Here is a 16,091-nt window from a genome sequence, read left to right on the forward strand (position 1 = left end):
CAAATATTCCCATTTTTATTCTTCAGATTGTTGGTTTGTCAGCTTACGCACAACTAGTTATATGACGACCAATATAATCATTATCCCGCTTATTTACGGGATAAGGTTACCTTTTGTTCTTTTTGGTCCAATTTTTTCAAGGCCTTAATGGCTCTGTCCAATGGACTTTTAATGTTTATTAAATCCTTCCTCGCAACATGCGTGTAGATCATGGTTGATTCTGGTCTGCTATCCCGTAAAGATAATTTTTTATAATACTATTGGAAAGTCGACTTGGTCACTATTAACTTATTGGAAAGGTGAAATAATGAGGGTTTAAGCTACTTTTTTCAGCAAATCAAAACACGGACATTTTTTACAACGTTTGTGTTCAGATTTTTTATACTTTTTGCAGCATTTGGACTTTACGTTACCAAGCGATTCCGCACCAGAAGATTCAAGAACTTTAAGACGTTCTTTCTTTAACTTTTTATTTTTCTTCTTTTTGCCCATCTTTAGTTTCCGTGTAAAACAGAAATCTTTTAATTTCCGTGGCAAAAATAGTTATTTATACTTAATCTAAATAAATTTTAACATTTTAGTCTCCAGGTGTTTCTGCGGCTGAGCTTATGGTAAGTTGCTGTATGTCTCTGTCAAATAAGTACAGACCACCTTTATCGTCGCCAATCATTTTTACTTTGTCTAAAATTGTTCTTGCCATAGCTTCTTCTTCAATTTGCTCGGCGACATACCATTGTAAGAAATTGTGGGTGGCATAATCTTTTTCCTGTAAAGAAATATGAACCAATTCGTTGATGCTTTCAGATACAAATATTTCATGCTCTAAAAGTTTTTCAAACATTTCCTTATAGGATTTATGATTTACGTTGGGTGCATTCAATTCAGATATATGGGCTTGCCCGCCACGTTCGTTTATAAATTTCACAAGCTTTAGCATGTGTTCACGCTCTTCGTCAGATTGGCTGTACATAAAACTAGAGATGCCTTCCAGTCCTTTTACTTCTGCCCAAATGGCCATCGCTAAATAGATTTGTGAAGATTCTGCTTCAATTCTAACTTGTTTGTTTAATGCGGCTTCTATGGATTTTGATAACATAATTTCTGTGTTTTATACAAAGATAGTTAAAACACCAATAAGGCGTTTGTGGGCTATTGCTTTTATTCACGGTATTTTGTAGTTATCTATTTCTTCTTCAGCTTAAAATTGAAAACAACAGCAACCTCTTCAGATAATTTATTCTTTACAACTTTAGGAATCTCTATCTCGAAGTCCGAAACCATAACTTTAAAACTGCCAGATATCATTATGTGATCAGCTTCCATTTTTAGAATTACGGGAATGGAATTCTGGGTTTTAGTAACACCGTGAAATGTGAGGGAGCCATTAATGGTCATTTTAGACTCGGTTTTACTTAAATTAGAAAGTTCAAAACCGTTTATATCCCCTTTAAATAGCGCTTTGGGATACGTATCAGATTCCGCATAGTTTTCGTTAAAATGCTCTTCCATCAAAGCATTTTTAAATCTGAAGGCTTTGACTAACGCTAAAGCTGCAAATTCACCATTTTCAGTATTTAGTATCGCGGTAACGGATTCATTTTTTGCGGCTACTTCTTCAAAAGAAGGCACGGAAGCCTCAAAGGAAAGTTCGCCGGTTTTGGTCAAATATCTATTTTGACTTGTGGCAATTGTGCCAGTTAAAAGCAGGAATAAACCTATAATTTGTCTCATAATACGCTAATTTTCCATTAATCCTTCGGCTTCCCATTGGATGACGAGGTCTATTAAATTTTGTGGTAATCTTGGGCCACCAAATGGCATTACAAACCCTAAATCTGTGGAAGAAATTCGGTTGATTAAGCCTCTGTTTTCAATTGCATCCTTTACATTGGCGTAGGTGGTCAATGGCATTGGTGCGCCGTTTACTGGTGGATTGTTATGGCAAAAAATACAGTTAGTATCAATGATGGTTTTGATATTGTCTTCATAAGTAGTCACCTCTTCAATGATAAGGTCTTCTGTTAAATCGTCTTCATTTACATACGAACAATTGTAAAGTGAGACTATTACTGGAATGTATATTAGAATTTTAAGTTTCATAGTTCTTCTCTTTTTTAAAACACCCGACTTAGGTTAAACCCAAAATAAATATTACCATCCGTCCAGTCTCCTGTCGCTTGGCCTAAAAACCCATTAGTATTCATGGCTTGGGCATTTGAGAAATGCATCTGAAACACGTGGCCGCCCGTTTCTAAATCGAAACCAATGGACAACGGATTTTTAAATGGTGAATTTTCTGCTCTATTTAAATGCCAACCATAATCGACGTTGATGGACCAGCGTTTCGCTAATTTTTGCCGTCCGCCAAACCCAATAGCATACTGTGAATTGTGTTGGTCTTTGTAAGCCACAAAATTGTCGTGAAAAAACGTCGGTGCTAATTCTAACGACAATTTTGAACTTACTTTTCTCGAGATTAGCACTTGTACGGTGTAACCTAAACGGTCTTTAAATTCTAACTTCGGTAAATTTTCTTTTTCTAATGCAGAATTTATAAGTACGGAATTAAAGCCAACGATGGTCAATGGGAATCCATTTTCTTTTTGTCTAACCAATCGATATTTTGCTGAAGCTTCATGAATTTTTTGAAACGAACTTCTAGAAACGCCAATGTTAACGGCATCGGTAATGCCATATACAAAATTCAGTCTGGTAACGGCGTCATCTAATCCAAAGAAACTGTCAAACCCATTCTTTATACTTCCAAAACGATGCGAAACAATAAAGGTTAACTCTTGCTTAGCCACGAGTTTTGTGGATTCAAAATTTACAACTTTCAAACCTTTAAAAGCGGCTGTAGCATAGTTAACTACAGAATCGGTGTCAATTTCACTGAGCAAATCATCGTCTTGAGCACTTAAAAAAAAGCATGACAATAGTAGTGAACATATAAAGGTATATTTCATGATGCTATTGGATATAAAAAAAGGGTTTTGGTCTCTTTTTTAGACTGCTTTAGTTTTTAATAAAACGTTTGGTTTCTACACCATTTTCTGTAGCGATTTTTATTAAATACAAGCCATTAATTAAGTTTGAAACATCAACTTGTAATTCATCACTAGAGTTAATACTCTGGCTTAAGACTTGCTTACCTAAAATATCATATATACCTATCGTTCCGTTAAGCACACTACGGCTAATAGCAATATGTAAAGTGGTTGAAGTTGGGTTTGGGAAAAGCTCTATTTGGCTGATGGTCTCAAAATCGTCAACACCAAGAGTAACCCAAAATGCAACACCATTTTGGGTGCCATCTCCATTATATTCAAAAGGAGGGGAAACATTTACAAACGTACCAGCATCCCACACGCCAGCTCCAACAGCTGTAGATTCCCTTTGGTGTCCTGCACTTCCCCATTGAATGTAATCTATCATGGCATTAGAAGATCCAAAACCTTCCGAATTTGTGGTATACAATCCAAATTCTCCATCTGCAACAGCAAAATTTATAGTACTTCCTATATTCACTTCTTCACCAGGCTCTAAGCTCGCTGTACTTGTCATATCACCTACTTGGGCATACATGGGAAAATTACAAAACCAATATCCAGAAATAGGGACATTACTATCCCCAAAGTTTTTTAGGGTAACAGAGTTTGTGGCTGGATCAAGTCTCAAGATTCTTACTTGAGCGGTTAAATTCGAAAAGCAAAATGTAGCGATAAGTAACAGTAATGCCATTTTTAGTGTGTAATTTGTTTTCATAATGTTTAAATTTAATTGGTTAATTTTTAGTATTAATAATAGTGCATTGGTCTAATTTTACTTGTTCTAATAAATCATCGTAGCCAATAACACGTCCTTTTATTTTTAGTTTTGTATCTTCTTCTATCGGAGCTTCTAAGGCTTCTGAAAACTGACAAAACACCTTGTCGTCTAAAGTAACTTCCATGGTATTCATTTCTGAAATGCTACCAGATACCTCAACAGTCTTATTTAGATATTTTGTTTCGGCCATTTTTAAATTACTCGAAAATTCATTACCAATAGCATTTGCCGTCATTACAAATGCTGCCGTTTCCTTTTCAATAGTTCTATGGTCTTGATAGATGTAATTGTAGGCAACAATTACACTAATAATCAGAATACCGAAAATGATAAGTTTTTTGAGCATTTTTAGTTTTTTAAGTTAAAATGGCTTCTGAGCCTCTGTACTGAGAAGCCATTTTCTACAAGTAATCAAATGCTTAACTCAATCCAATCAATAGGCGTTTGATACAGTGGAATATTTCTTTTTCATCTAGTTTTTTTGAAAAACCAATGTGTCGGTTCCACCATTTCCGCCACTAATATCAATAAGACTTAACGTAGTATTAGTATGGGACACCACATCCCAATCGTCGTTTAAATCTTCAAAATCATTGCTTTCTGCTACCGGGAAAAAGATATTAAAATCAATATCATCGTCATCACTACTGTCATCGCTGCTATTATTGCTATCCGTAACAGACCAAGTACCAGTATAAGAGGCAGTACCATTTGTTGCAGATAATGTTCCATCTGTGCTAAAGGTAAAGTTATAGCCGTTAAAATCATTTGTTTCATCACTGCCAGAATCGATATAACTTATAATGCTCCAAGTACCAGCTTCTACTTCAGTTTCAATTTGTGCAATTTCCTGTGAATTATCGTTTTGATTATTACCATCGTCATCCGAAGAACAGGTTGAAGACAATAAGGTAAAACTCATCATTAGTAAAATGCCATAAAAAAATTCTCTTTTCATAATTATTATATTTTAAGTTAAAAATTAGTTACAATCATTTTCGTAGCGTAAGCGATCATCATCGCCTACTCTTAAATCAATTTTTGTATCGTCACTACAGTTTTCAATCTCGTGCACAATCCAATTATTATTACATAATGGTAAACTAGGCACATCAATCAAAACCTCTAAATTATTTCCAAAACCACTAGCTGTCCATGTACCATAAACGGTTACAGTATTCCAACTAACAGATAGCGTTCCGTCCGTAAAGAAATTAAAATCATACCCCTCATAAATATCATCGTAGTCGGTAGCGTTGCGCTCTAATTTATCGACTTGCCAATTTGTACAACCCGTTAATAAGGTTTCAACTTGCGCAGGTGTGCAGTCGTCGCAATCATCATCGTTATAATCGTAATCGTCATCTTCATCGCAAGTATCTTGGGCATTTTCAATGGCGATTTCCAATGCGTTGAGGTTGTTGATAACAAGTTCTGAACCATCAGAAAGTATGACTGTAATAGGAAATTCTATAGTGATAATATCATCGTCGTCGATATCATCAATAAACCCATAAAGTTGTCCATCGTTTTCTAGGGTTATGGTTTCTAATAATTCGTTGTTTGAATTGAACAAGAAAGCGGTAATTGGATATTGAAAATCCAAGCATTCAATATCATCATCAGCAACATTTTCACCATTACAGGTATTAATATAGTTGTTTAGAACTGCAGTATTTGATATTTCAATATCAGTAAAATCCGCTAAAGTTATAGTGATGGGAAACACGATTTCCAAAGTGTCATTATCGTCTTCAACTTCCTCAAAAACACATTCAATAAGGGCATAATCGTCTTGGGAATTAATAGTGATTTGTGCGCCATTAACATTAACCGTAAAAGGAAAAGCAACAACAAAGCAATTGGCGCGAACCACAATATTATCTACTGAACCATCAGTTGTAGCGGTGCGTTGCATCAATAAGGCAACATTAGAATTTGAAGTTAGGGTTTCATCTTCTGGTGCTTCAATAAATTCCGTTTCTTCTTTTCTACAGGATGTAAAAATGAGACTCGTTAAAAAAAGTAGTAAAATGGAAACTCGTAATTTCATTGTGGCTATAATTTGATGCATGCCATTTAATATATAACAATTGAGTTGTAAAAACTACTGAATGTTTTTAAAAAAATATTTCAATACCTTTAGGGCAAACTAAGGTAACTTGCCAAAACATCTCGACGAAAATATATGCGAAAGTGCTTCTTTTGAGCGTGTTTACAATACATACGCAGACGACCTACATGATTTTTTGTATTACAAATACGGCGCACAATTTAACCCTAAAGACAAGGTGCAGGATGCCTTTATGAAACTTTGGGACAATTGTAAAAAAGTAACCTTCGCCAAAGCAAAATCCTTCTTATTTACCATTGCCAATAATATGATGCTCAATGAATTTAAGCACCAAAAAGTCGTTTTAAAATATCAAAAAATAAAACCGAAACATTATACCAGTGAAACACCTGAATTTATTTTAGAACAGCAAGAGTATTTAGAAACATATAACAAAGTGCTTTCAAATTTAAAAGAAGAACAGCGTGTCGCTTTTCTATTGAGTAAGGTTGAAGGAAAGAAGCATAGCGAAATTGCTGAACTTCTAGGAGTAACCCAAAAAGTAGTTGAATATAGAATTTACAGTGCGTTCAATATCCTTAAAAAAGAACTTAAGGGATTTAAGATAAAATAATCAGGAGAATTGAAACCTAAGTTGTTATATAACTAGGGAATATGTTATGGAAGAAGACGATTTATTAAAAAAATGGTTGAACAACAACCTCACAAATGCTGAAGAAAAAGTATTTAGTGAGCGCAACGACTATGCCTTACATCAAGACATAATTGATAAAGCGCAATATTTTAAAGCGTCTCATTTTTCTAAAGTTGATGATTTTAAAACCTTTAAAAAAGCCTACGAAAATACACCAACAGTAAACCGTTTACATTGGATAAAACCACTGCTTCGTGTTGCCAGTATTTTGATTATAGGTGTTGCTGTCTATTTTACAGTTTTCAATTCAGATAAAGTAGAAACTCAAACTTTAGCTAGTGAACAAGCTACTATAAGATTACCAGATTTATCTTCCGTGACTTTAAATGCAGATTCTAAAATTGTCTATGATAAGGACATTTGGGCTAAAAAGCGACAATTAAACCTTGAAGGCGAAGCTTATTTTAAAGTCACTAAAGGACAAACGTTCAGTGTGATTACGAACAATGGTATAGTAACCGTAGTTGGTACGGAATTCAATGTAAAATCCAGAACTAATTATTTTGAAGTCACCTGTTATGAAGGTAAGGTCAGCGTAACGTCAGATACTATAAAAAGGCAATTGACAGCTGGAGAAACGTATCGTATTTTAAACCGTACTTTTACTGAAACTCAAACAACAGCGTCTCAACCCATTTGGACCAATAATAGAAGTGCGTTCAAAGCTATTCCGCTCCAACATGTTATTGAAGAGTTAGAACGTCAGTATATCGTTGAGGTCACTTTTAAAAACGCAAATAATACCAGATTGTTTACAGGAGCATTTGTTCACAATGACCTTGAAAATGCCCTAATATCTATCACTAAACCTATGAATTTAACCTTTAAAATTAGTACACCCAACCAAGTTCTAATTTATGGCGAAACCAACTAAACGGTACATTTTAATCCTATTTTTAAGTCTTTTTTTCGTTCATGAAACGAAGGCACAGCATACCAACGAAAAATCACCACTCATTGAAATCCTAAAAACCTTAGAAACACAATTTAATATTCAATTTAATTATGCAGAAGATGTGATTTCTGAGGTAAAGATTATTCCACCACCAAAACGTTTAGATCTAAACGAGGTTTTATTTTATTTAGAAGAAAAAACAGATTTCGTTTACAGCATAACCATTGACAAAATGATTTTAGTGGTGGCTAAAAATTCAAATGAAAAACTTCAAAAATTATCTGAAGTCATGGTTTCTGGTTATATCGTAAACGGCATCAATAAGTTGAAAAATGGTGCTTTTGAGATTGATATTTCCGATTTCGATATCCTTCCAGGTTTAATAGATACAGATGTCTTGCAAGCCGTACAGGCTTTTCCAGGTATTCAAAGTAGCAACGAAACCGTGTCGAATATTAATATAAGAGGTGGTACGCATGATCAAAATTTAATACTTTGGGATGACATTAAAATGTACCAATCTGGTCATTTTTTCGGATTGATTTCCATGTTCAATCCGCAGATTACACAACGTGTCACCTTAACAAAAAATGGTTCTGGCACTGAGTTTACCGATGGTGTTTCAGGTACTATTGCCATGCAAACCGATAGTGAAGTGAATAAAAATTTTAACGGCAGTTTAGGCATTAATTTTATAGATGCCAATGGGTTTGCTGATGTGCCCATTGGCGACAAATCATCACTTCAGGTAGCCGCACGTAAATCGATTAGTGATTTCACGGAAACACCAACGTACACTAATTTTTTCGAACGTATTTCACAAGATACTGAAGTTGAAAATAATGATATGAACATTATAAATTCAGACAAAACATTCGATTTTTATGATGTCTCTTTACGTTGGCTTTATAAGATTAATGCCAATGAAAAACTACGCGTAAACTTTATCAATGTTGCCAACCAATTGGTGTTCAATGAAAATATGGTTGTTAATTCGGACGAAAATTCGAGGAAAAGCAGTTTAACTCAAAATAGTATAGCAGGAGCTGTTTCATATTCAAAAATCTGGAATAGAAAATGGCAAACCGCTTTAGAAGTCTATGAAACAGACTACCAACTAAAATCCGTAAATGCGAATATTTTAGAAGAGCAACGTTTTCTTCAAGAAAATAAAGTGTCTGAAACCAGTATCAAATTAAAAGTAGACTATAAGCTTAGTGATGTTTTAAAATGGAGAAACGGTTATCATTTTGTTGAAACCCAGATCACTAACTTAGATGATGTTGATCAGCCGATTTTTAGAAATTTAGTGTCCAAAGTTTTAAGAACGCATGGTGCTTTCTCACAGCTTTCCTACCAATCAAAAGATAGAAATACCAATTTAAATGCAGGTTTAAGGTATAATTATATGGGGAAGTTTAATAAGCATTTGTTGGAACCGAGATTAAGTGTTTCGCATCAATTCATGGAACATTTTTCTGTTGAAGTGTTAGGGGAATTTAAACACCAGAACACCTCACAAATCATAAATTTCCAAAATGATTTTTTGGGCGTGGAAAAACGACGTTGGCAATTATCAAATGACAGCGATATTCCTGTTATAAAGAGCAGGCAAATTTCAGCAGGAGTTTCGTTTAATAAAAACAGTTGGTTGGTCAGTGCAGAAGGCTACTATAAAAACGTAAAAGGCATCACAACCCAAAGTCAAGGATTTCAAAACCAATATGAATTTATTAAAACTGCTGGCAATTATGAGGTTCAAGGCATTGATTTTATTGTTCGCAAACAGTTTAATCAATTCAATTCATGGTTGAGTTACGCCTATATGAACAGCGATTATACATTTCAGTCCTTACCCGAAAACACATTTCCTAGTAATTTTGATATCACACATGCTATTGCTTTTGGCACGAATTACAGCTCAAACCACCTTAAAGTTTCGGCAGGTTTGAATTGGAATTCCGGACGTCCAAAAACTATTCCTGTGGCTGGAAATGAAATTATTGATAACACTATTAATTATGAAGCTACCAATTCTAGTCAAATAGAAGACTACTTAAGGGTCGATATTTCGGCATTATATGATTTCAAATTGAGTAAAACGACAACGGCTAATTTCGGGATCGCTATTTGGAATCTTTTGGATAAAGAGAATATTATTAATTCATTTTATAGATTTAATAATGGTGTTGTAGAAGAAATTAACCAACGCTCTTTGGGTCGAACGCCTAATTTAACGTTTAGGGTTAAATTCTGATTTAAAAGAACAGATCTTGCGCCAACCGAAACGTATTCGCATGCGCCTCAACAATGGTATTAATATCTGGTGAATAGCCGCCACCCATACTGCACATTACGGGAATTTGGTTGCTTTTGCATTGCTCTAACACAAAACGATCCCTAGCTTTACAACCTTCCACCGACAGACCAAGTTTGCCTAATTTGTCTGAAGCAATAACATCAACACCACACAGATAATAGATAAAATCGGGTTGCTGTTCTTGTATTAATTTTGGTAATGTGTCTTTTAATAATTTTAAATACGTTGCATCATCTGCGTCATTTTCTAAAGCAATATCTAAATCACTGATTTCCTTTTTAAATGGATAATTGCTTTTGCCGTGCATTGAAAACGTAAAAACCGAAGTATCATGCTTAAAAATTTCTGCTGTACCATTACCTTGATGTACATCTAAATCAACAATCAAAATTTTTTCTGCTAAGCCTTTATCCTGAAGATAGCGTGCTCCAATGGCTTGATCATTGAGCATACAGAAGGCTTCTCCACGATTAGAGTAGGCATGATGCGTTCCGCCAGCAATATTCATGGCGATTCCGTGTTCTAGCGCAAACTCACTAGCTTTCATTGTGCCATCTGCAATAATCACTTCACGTGCTACTAAAACTTCACTAAGTGGAAATCCGATTTTACGAGCGGCACGTTGGTCTAAGGTGAGATTGATTAAATCATAGTAATAGTCTGTTGTATGAACGGCAACAATGTGTTTGTCATTTGGTTTTTCAGGTTGAAAAAAATTAGATTCCACACAAGTGCCTTCATGTAAAAGCTGCTGAGGTAACAGCTCATATTTTTCCATAGGAAAGCGATGGCCTTTTGGAAGCGGATGTTTGTAAATAGGATGGAAGGCGGTTTTTAGCAATGTACTTGTCTCAATTATTATTCTGAAGTATTTAATGAAATATATTTGTCTTCAGATATCAATTTCCCATTTTCAGTCATACCTTCAATTATCAATATCACAGGAACTTCTGGTGTTTCTATTTTAAACGAACAGTTGCCTTGTTGATCTATTTTAAGATTCGGTTTCCAGTCTATAGTACCATATAAATTGTAAAAATCATTATTATAATAGCTATATTTTGGTACGTAGAATTTTTTTTGGTCACTGAAAGTTAAAGGTAAGTTATATGCTTTTGTTGTCTTTTTTCGGCTACGTTTAGTTGGTAACTTTTTTGTGTATATTTTAATAAATCCTTTTGGGCTTCTCATACCGTCCGATATACCAAATCTGTTTATTTCAATAAAATCGACTTCAGATAAAAATAGATGTTTCCATTCGTCGTCATTATTTAATAACATATCATTTAAAAAAATATTTACAGAACTTGGGCTACCTCGGTCTGTCGAACTGTCATTTTGTTCTCCGTAAGTTGTCCATTTATTGAGTGAAACATTAGGTCCTATGCTTTGTTCTAATAAATTCCCCGCCTTAAATTTTAAAAAACTCTCTAATGTGATGTAGGTGTTTTCATCTTGCTCATCGAATACAAAGGTTTTGCCAAACCTCCCATGATTTAGTTCATTCTCCATTTGTTTTTTTATTTTGACTTGAGACTTTACAGTAACTTCATCAAGTTTTTGCACATTTTTATCAAATATAACGAAATCGTTATTTCTCATGAATTCCTGAGGTTTTTCTAATGATTTTGTTAAAAGTGAAACATCATTGTGATGGAGTTGTGGAATTTTATTCGGAAAAAATTGAAGATACAAGTTAGCAGGGATTAAACCATTAGATTTAGTTATTTCTGATAATTCAATAGTGTTAGAAAAAACATTCTGGATTACAAAATGGTTGTTTCCGTTTTCTATATTAAACAATCGAGGTAGTTCATCTTTCGTTCCATATATAACGTAATTAACATCGTCATTTTTTACTTTAGAGTTTAGGTTTCCCTTTATGGTAATTCCTTGCTCAAATGCATAGGTTCGATTATAGGAATCACTAAATATTTTATCCCAATTATAACTGCTCCAACCTTGTGTAATTAATAAATTGTCTAATTCGTATTTTTTTTTCTCATCTACATTTTCAAAATAGTATTTAGCTTGTTCAATATTTCCGTTTATGTAAGGTTTTAAATAGGTATATGAAATAATATTGTGATGGTGATTGTATGATTTCGTTTTCGCTGGTAAAATTGAAACGCTAATTGAATTGTTGTTTGAAACTTTTGAGTCTTTAAAATTCAGGTTTATGTTTATTGAATCTTTAGATTTACTTACATTTATACCATTAGTTTTTATAGCGTCTATACCTTGGTAGTTAAAAAACAAACGTTCTGAAATTGGTTCATCATTTTCATTAAATAGTGTTAGAATATTAATGCCTTTTGCAGATTGGCCATGTTCAATTTCTAGTATTATCTCAGTTTTATCAGTAAAATAAACATTTATAAAGTCGTATTTGTCTCCGTTATGAATGAGTAATGTATGTCTCTTATGCTTAATACGGTTTAAGGTTTCATCATTTGTAATTAATGATACTAAAAATTTAGATTTTAAACTTTTAAGTGACATTATAATGCCTTCTTTTTCAGTTTTATGACCGAGATTAATACTAATATCCTCATCAGCATATCTGATTTTTATTTTGTAAGACATATCGGTTTTTGGTAATAATTGAAATTTCCCAATGCCAAACTGATTCGTTTTAAATGATGTTAATAATTCATTGTTTTTATCGACAACTTCACCTTCAGCATAAGGAATACCAAAACCAAGTTGGTCTTTTATAATAACACCTACGACGTTAATAACACCGTTTAATAAGTGGCCGCTTTCGGGTAAAAATTGGGCATCAATATGGTTTTCTATTCTTTTTTCACTAAGATCGTTTTCGTTATTAGGATTGAGTATTCTAATAGATTCTGAAAAATAATTTTTCTCATCAAAATTAAGCATCCAGTTGGTATATGCTTTTATTTTGTAATTTCCAGAGGAAAATAAAGAATCAAGTTCAAATGTATTTGAAGCGACGCCATCAACTACCTTAATGAGTTTCTGTTTCAATATCTTTTTGTCTTCACCTTCAATACTTACATATAAATTGGTAGTGATAAAAGAAGGTTTTTTATCTTTTTTGTCTAATACGTAAGTGGTAAAACCTATGTCTTCACCAGTGATATAAGTAGATTTGTTGAGGTGCAAATAAACGACTTCACGAGCTGCTTCAGTATAATTCCTATAAGCATTTAGAATAAAAGAATTATCCTGGGCATTAACAGAGTACCCGCCGAAAATTAAAATTAGAAGATTAAGAGTAATTTGAATGTAGAGTGATTTCATAGTAGTTGATTTTAGTTAAAATTAACTACCTCAAGAATTAAGCCAAATTAATTAACGAGAATATGATTACATTTTCAATTACTGAAAGTTTACTCAGAAGAGAAAAGTTCATACCACTTAGGAGAATTATTTATGTAGCTTGAGTTGAATCCGTTTCCGTACTAAATCCACATCTAAAACCTTTACAATAATTTGTTGGTGCAAATGGACATGCTCATTCACATCTTTTACAAAACTGTCGCTTAAATTGGAGACATGAATCAACCCACTTTCCTTAATCCCAACATCTACAAAACAGCCAAAATTGGTAATATTGTTTACAATGCCAGGCAATAATTGCCCTTCATGCAAATCGGTTATGATTTTTATATTTTGGTTAAATGTGAATACTTTCGCTGTTTCTCGTATGTCCAATCCAGGTTTTTCAAGTTCTTTAATAATATCTTGAAGCGTCAATAGACCAACCTGTTCTGAAACATATGTTTTTAAATCTATCTTTTGAAGCAACGTTTTATTTCCAATCAACTCTTGAAGCGAAACACCTTCGTCTTTAGCCATTTGTTTCACAATAGTATACCGTTCTGGGTGCACAGCCGAATCGTCCAAAGGATTCTTCGCGTTTTTAATCCGAAGAAACCCAGCCGCTTGTTCAAACGCTTTACCTCCTAAACGTGGCACGTTCATAATGTCTTTTCTCGATTTGAAAACACCATGTGCCGTTCTATAATCAAAAATATTTTCTGCCAGTTTTGGCCCTATTCCAGATACATAACTCAATAAAGGTTTGCTTGCTGAATTGATATTAACGCCAACCGCATTCACACAATTTTCTACAACGGTATCCAATTGTTTTTGAAGTTTGGTCTGGTCCACATCATGCTGATATTGACCAACACCAATAGATTTGGCATCGATTTTAACCAATTCCGCTAATGGATCCTGAAGACGTCTGCCAATGGAAACCGAACCTCTTACGGTAACATCATAATTGGGAAACTCTTCACGGGCAATTTTTGATGCGGAGTAAATACTGGCTCCAGCTTCACTGACCACAAACACTTGCATCTCATTTTTGAACTGGATTTTCCGAATCAATGCTTCTGTTTCTCGAGATGCTGTTCCGTTGCCTATAGCAATGGCTTCAATTTTATAGGCTTCTGATAAGGATGAAATTTTTTTTATAGCACCAATGCTATCGTTTTTTGGTGCGTGTGGATAAATGGTTTCGTTGTGTTTTAAATTCCCTTGGGCATCCAAACAAACCACTTTACAACCGGTTCTAAATCCTGGGTCGATAGCTAAAACCCGTTTTTCGCCAATAGGCGAACCCAACAATAATTGCTTTAAGTTTTTAGCAAAAACGGTAATAGCGGATTCATCTGCTTTTTCTTTGGCATTACTTAAAGCTTCATTACTCAGCGATGGAAACAATAAGCGTTTATAAGCATCTGAAATCGCTAATTCTATTTGGTCAGCACAGTCACCTTTACTTTTTATAATTCTTTTGTCAATTTGTTCTAGAGCCTTATCATCGTCAATTTCTATTTTCACACGAATAAAGCCTTCGCTTTCCGCTCTCAAAATAGCTAACAAGCGATGTGATGGAATTCGGCTTAAAGACTCAGACCAATCAAAATAATCTTTAAACTTTTGAGCTGTCTCTTCATTCGACTTTGTTTTGATAACCTTAGACGAAATTATGGCGTGACGCTGAAGTTGCTTTCTAATTAGATTTCTAATATCGGTTCGTTCGTTAATCCACTCGGCAATAATATGTCTTGCGCCTTCGAGAGCCTCGCCAACGGTTTTGATGTCGCCTTTTATGTATTTGTGAGCAATGGATTGTAAATCATTGGACCCGAAGTTTCGGGATTGACTCATTATGATTTTTGCCAAAGGTTCTAAACCGTTTTTACGAGCCGTTTCAGCTTTTGTTTTGCGTTTTTTCTTGAAGGGTAAGTATAAGTCTTCTAGTGTGGTTAAATCTTGGGTGTGTTCAATCTTTTGTTTTAAATCTTTGGTCAGAACATCTTGTTCTTCCAAAGCTTTTAAAATAGCGATTTTTCGTTTTTCCAACGTTTCAAATTGCTCTTTGTATTTTACGATGTCGCCAATTTGTACTTCGTCTAAATTTCCTGTGGCTTCTTTTCTGTAGCGTGAAATAAAGGGAATGGTGCAGTCTTCGTTCAACAATTGAACCGTACTTTTGATACTGTTTTCTGGTAAGTTGGTGTTTTGGGCAATGTACTTTATCATCATAAAAAAAGACCTTATAATTTTAAAATTTATAAGGTCTGTAAGATATTTAACTCAGCTGTAAATGCCGAATGGTTTTCATAAAAGTTTATTAATTGGAACCAGCTTCCCTTTTTGCTTCATTGACCATGTTTTCATCTGGAACAATGGCAATGTTTACCTCTTCATTCAACTTTTTTTATAGTCATTCCGTATTGATAGCAATTTATTTGACTTCGGTCTTCTTTTTTTTAATCTGTTCATTTTGCCTTGATGCAAAACGAACCAAAAAATCAAAACGATTTGTTAGGAAATCGCTAAAGCGCCATTCGCTAATACATTAAGGATTTAGGATTTTATTATTCTATTAGTTACAATCCTAGATTAGTTTTCAGAATCATCCTTGTTGCTCATTATTTCTGAAAATCATTGATTCCGACGTTGTCGGAATTTAGCTGTTGAGCACTTACTTTCTATTTGCCTATAAGAATAATCTCAAATTCTGCAATCCCAACACTTCAGGAATGTCAAAATATCTTGCGTTTTATCGGCAATTTTATGAGCGTCAATCCTCTAAATATATTATTAATTGCTCTTTTAGACGTCCCAGTGAAAGCATGAAAAAGACCTTATAATTTTAAAATTTATAAGGTCTGTAAGATATTTAACTCAGCTGTAAATGCCGAATGGTTTTCATAAAAGTTTATTAATTGGAACCAGCTTCCCTTTTTGCTTCATTGACCATGTTTTCATCTGGAACAATGGCAATGTTTAC

General features: G+C 34.1%; 14 protein-coding genes. 3 read left to right on the forward strand and 11 right to left on the reverse strand.

The window, feature by feature from the left end; translation table 11 throughout:
• Positions 1-577 precede the first annotated feature (577 nt).
• The 8 genes from HM987_RS19400 to HM987_RS19435 all read right to left on the reverse strand — a co-directional run bounded on the left by HM987_RS19400 (position 578) and on the right by HM987_RS19435 (position 5,881).
• Positions 578-1,096 (reverse strand): ferritin, encoded by a 519-nt coding sequence (locus HM987_RS19400; RefSeq protein WP_179009706.1) that lies wholly within the window; start codon positions 1,094-1,096, stop codon positions 578-580.
• Positions 1,097-1,182: 86 nt separating this feature from the next.
• Complete coding sequence (locus HM987_RS19405; protein ID WP_179009708.1) at positions 1,183-1,731, reverse strand: YceI family protein; 549 nt, start codon at positions 1,729-1,731, stop codon at positions 1,183-1,185.
• Positions 1,732-1,737: 6 nt separating this feature from the next.
• Complete coding sequence (locus tag HM987_RS19410; RefSeq protein WP_179009710.1) at positions 1,738-2,100, reverse strand: hypothetical protein; 363 nt, start codon at positions 2,098-2,100, stop codon at positions 1,738-1,740.
• Between the two features lie 14 nt (positions 2,101-2,114).
• Positions 2,115-2,966, reverse strand: coding sequence for a DUF5777 family beta-barrel protein (locus tag HM987_RS19415; protein WP_179009712.1), 852 nt, complete (start codon positions 2,964-2,966; stop codon positions 2,115-2,117).
• Between the two features lie 49 nt (positions 2,967-3,015).
• On the reverse strand, positions 3,016-3,765 hold the full coding sequence (locus tag HM987_RS19420) for a T9SS type A sorting domain-containing protein (protein ID WP_179009714.1): 750 nt from the start codon (positions 3,763-3,765) through the stop codon (positions 3,016-3,018).
• A gap of 19 nt (positions 3,766-3,784) precedes the next feature.
• Positions 3,785-4,174, reverse strand: a complete 390-nt coding sequence (locus tag HM987_RS19425; protein ID WP_179009716.1) for an OB-fold protein — start codon at positions 4,172-4,174, stop codon at positions 3,785-3,787.
• Between the two features lie 126 nt (positions 4,175-4,300).
• A complete protein-coding gene (locus tag HM987_RS19430; protein ID WP_229724535.1) occupies positions 4,301-4,786 on the reverse strand; it encodes a hypothetical protein in 486 nt (161 codons plus the stop codon).
• 24 nt (positions 4,787-4,810) lie between these two features.
• Positions 4,811-5,881, reverse strand: coding sequence for a hypothetical protein (locus HM987_RS19435; RefSeq protein ID WP_179009718.1), 1,071 nt, complete (start codon positions 5,879-5,881; stop codon positions 4,811-4,813).
• Positions 5,882-5,990: 109 nt separating this feature from the next.
• Between HM987_RS19435 and HM987_RS19440 the strand changes: the two genes are divergently transcribed.
• From HM987_RS19440 to HM987_RS19450, 3 genes are read left to right on the forward strand one after another with little or no spacing between them, the layout of a single operon-like run.
• Entirely contained in the window at positions 5,991-6,515 is a 525-nt protein-coding gene (locus tag HM987_RS19440; protein ID WP_179009720.1) for an RNA polymerase sigma factor, read from the forward strand.
• A 46-nt stretch (positions 6,516-6,561) separates the two neighbouring features.
• Positions 6,562-7,470, forward strand: a complete 909-nt coding sequence (locus tag HM987_RS19445) for a FecR family protein (RefSeq protein WP_179009722.1) — start codon at positions 6,562-6,564, stop codon at positions 7,468-7,470.
• Complete coding sequence (locus HM987_RS19450) at positions 7,454-9,748, forward strand: TonB-dependent receptor plug domain-containing protein (RefSeq protein WP_179009725.1); 2,295 nt, start codon at positions 7,454-7,456, stop codon at positions 9,746-9,748. The genes HM987_RS19445 and HM987_RS19450 overlap by 17 nt, the downstream gene beginning before the upstream one ends.
• Before the next feature lies 1 nt (position 9,749).
• Here HM987_RS19450 and HM987_RS19455 read toward each other — a convergent pair whose 3' ends face one another.
• The 3 genes from HM987_RS19455 to HM987_RS19465 all read right to left on the reverse strand — a co-directional run bounded on the left by HM987_RS19455 (position 9,750) and on the right by HM987_RS19465 (position 15,337).
• Positions 9,750-10,652 carry a histone deacetylase family protein gene (locus tag HM987_RS19455; protein ID WP_179009727.1) on the reverse strand — a complete coding sequence of 301 codons (903 nt, stop codon included), beginning with the start codon at positions 10,650-10,652 and terminating at the stop codon, positions 9,750-9,752.
• 17 nt (positions 10,653-10,669) lie between these two features.
• A complete protein-coding gene (locus HM987_RS19460; protein ID WP_179009729.1) occupies positions 10,670-13,081 on the reverse strand; it encodes a hypothetical protein in 2,412 nt (803 codons plus the stop codon).
• Positions 13,082-13,207: 126 nt separating this feature from the next.
• Entirely contained in the window at positions 13,208-15,337 is a 2,130-nt protein-coding gene (locus tag HM987_RS19465; protein WP_179010181.1) for a Tex family protein, read from the reverse strand.
• Positions 15,338-16,091 lie beyond the last annotated feature (754 nt).

Source organism: Winogradskyella forsetii (assembly GCF_013394595.1).
Classification (GTDB): domain Bacteria; phylum Bacteroidota; class Bacteroidia; order Flavobacteriales; family Flavobacteriaceae; genus Winogradskyella; species Winogradskyella forsetii.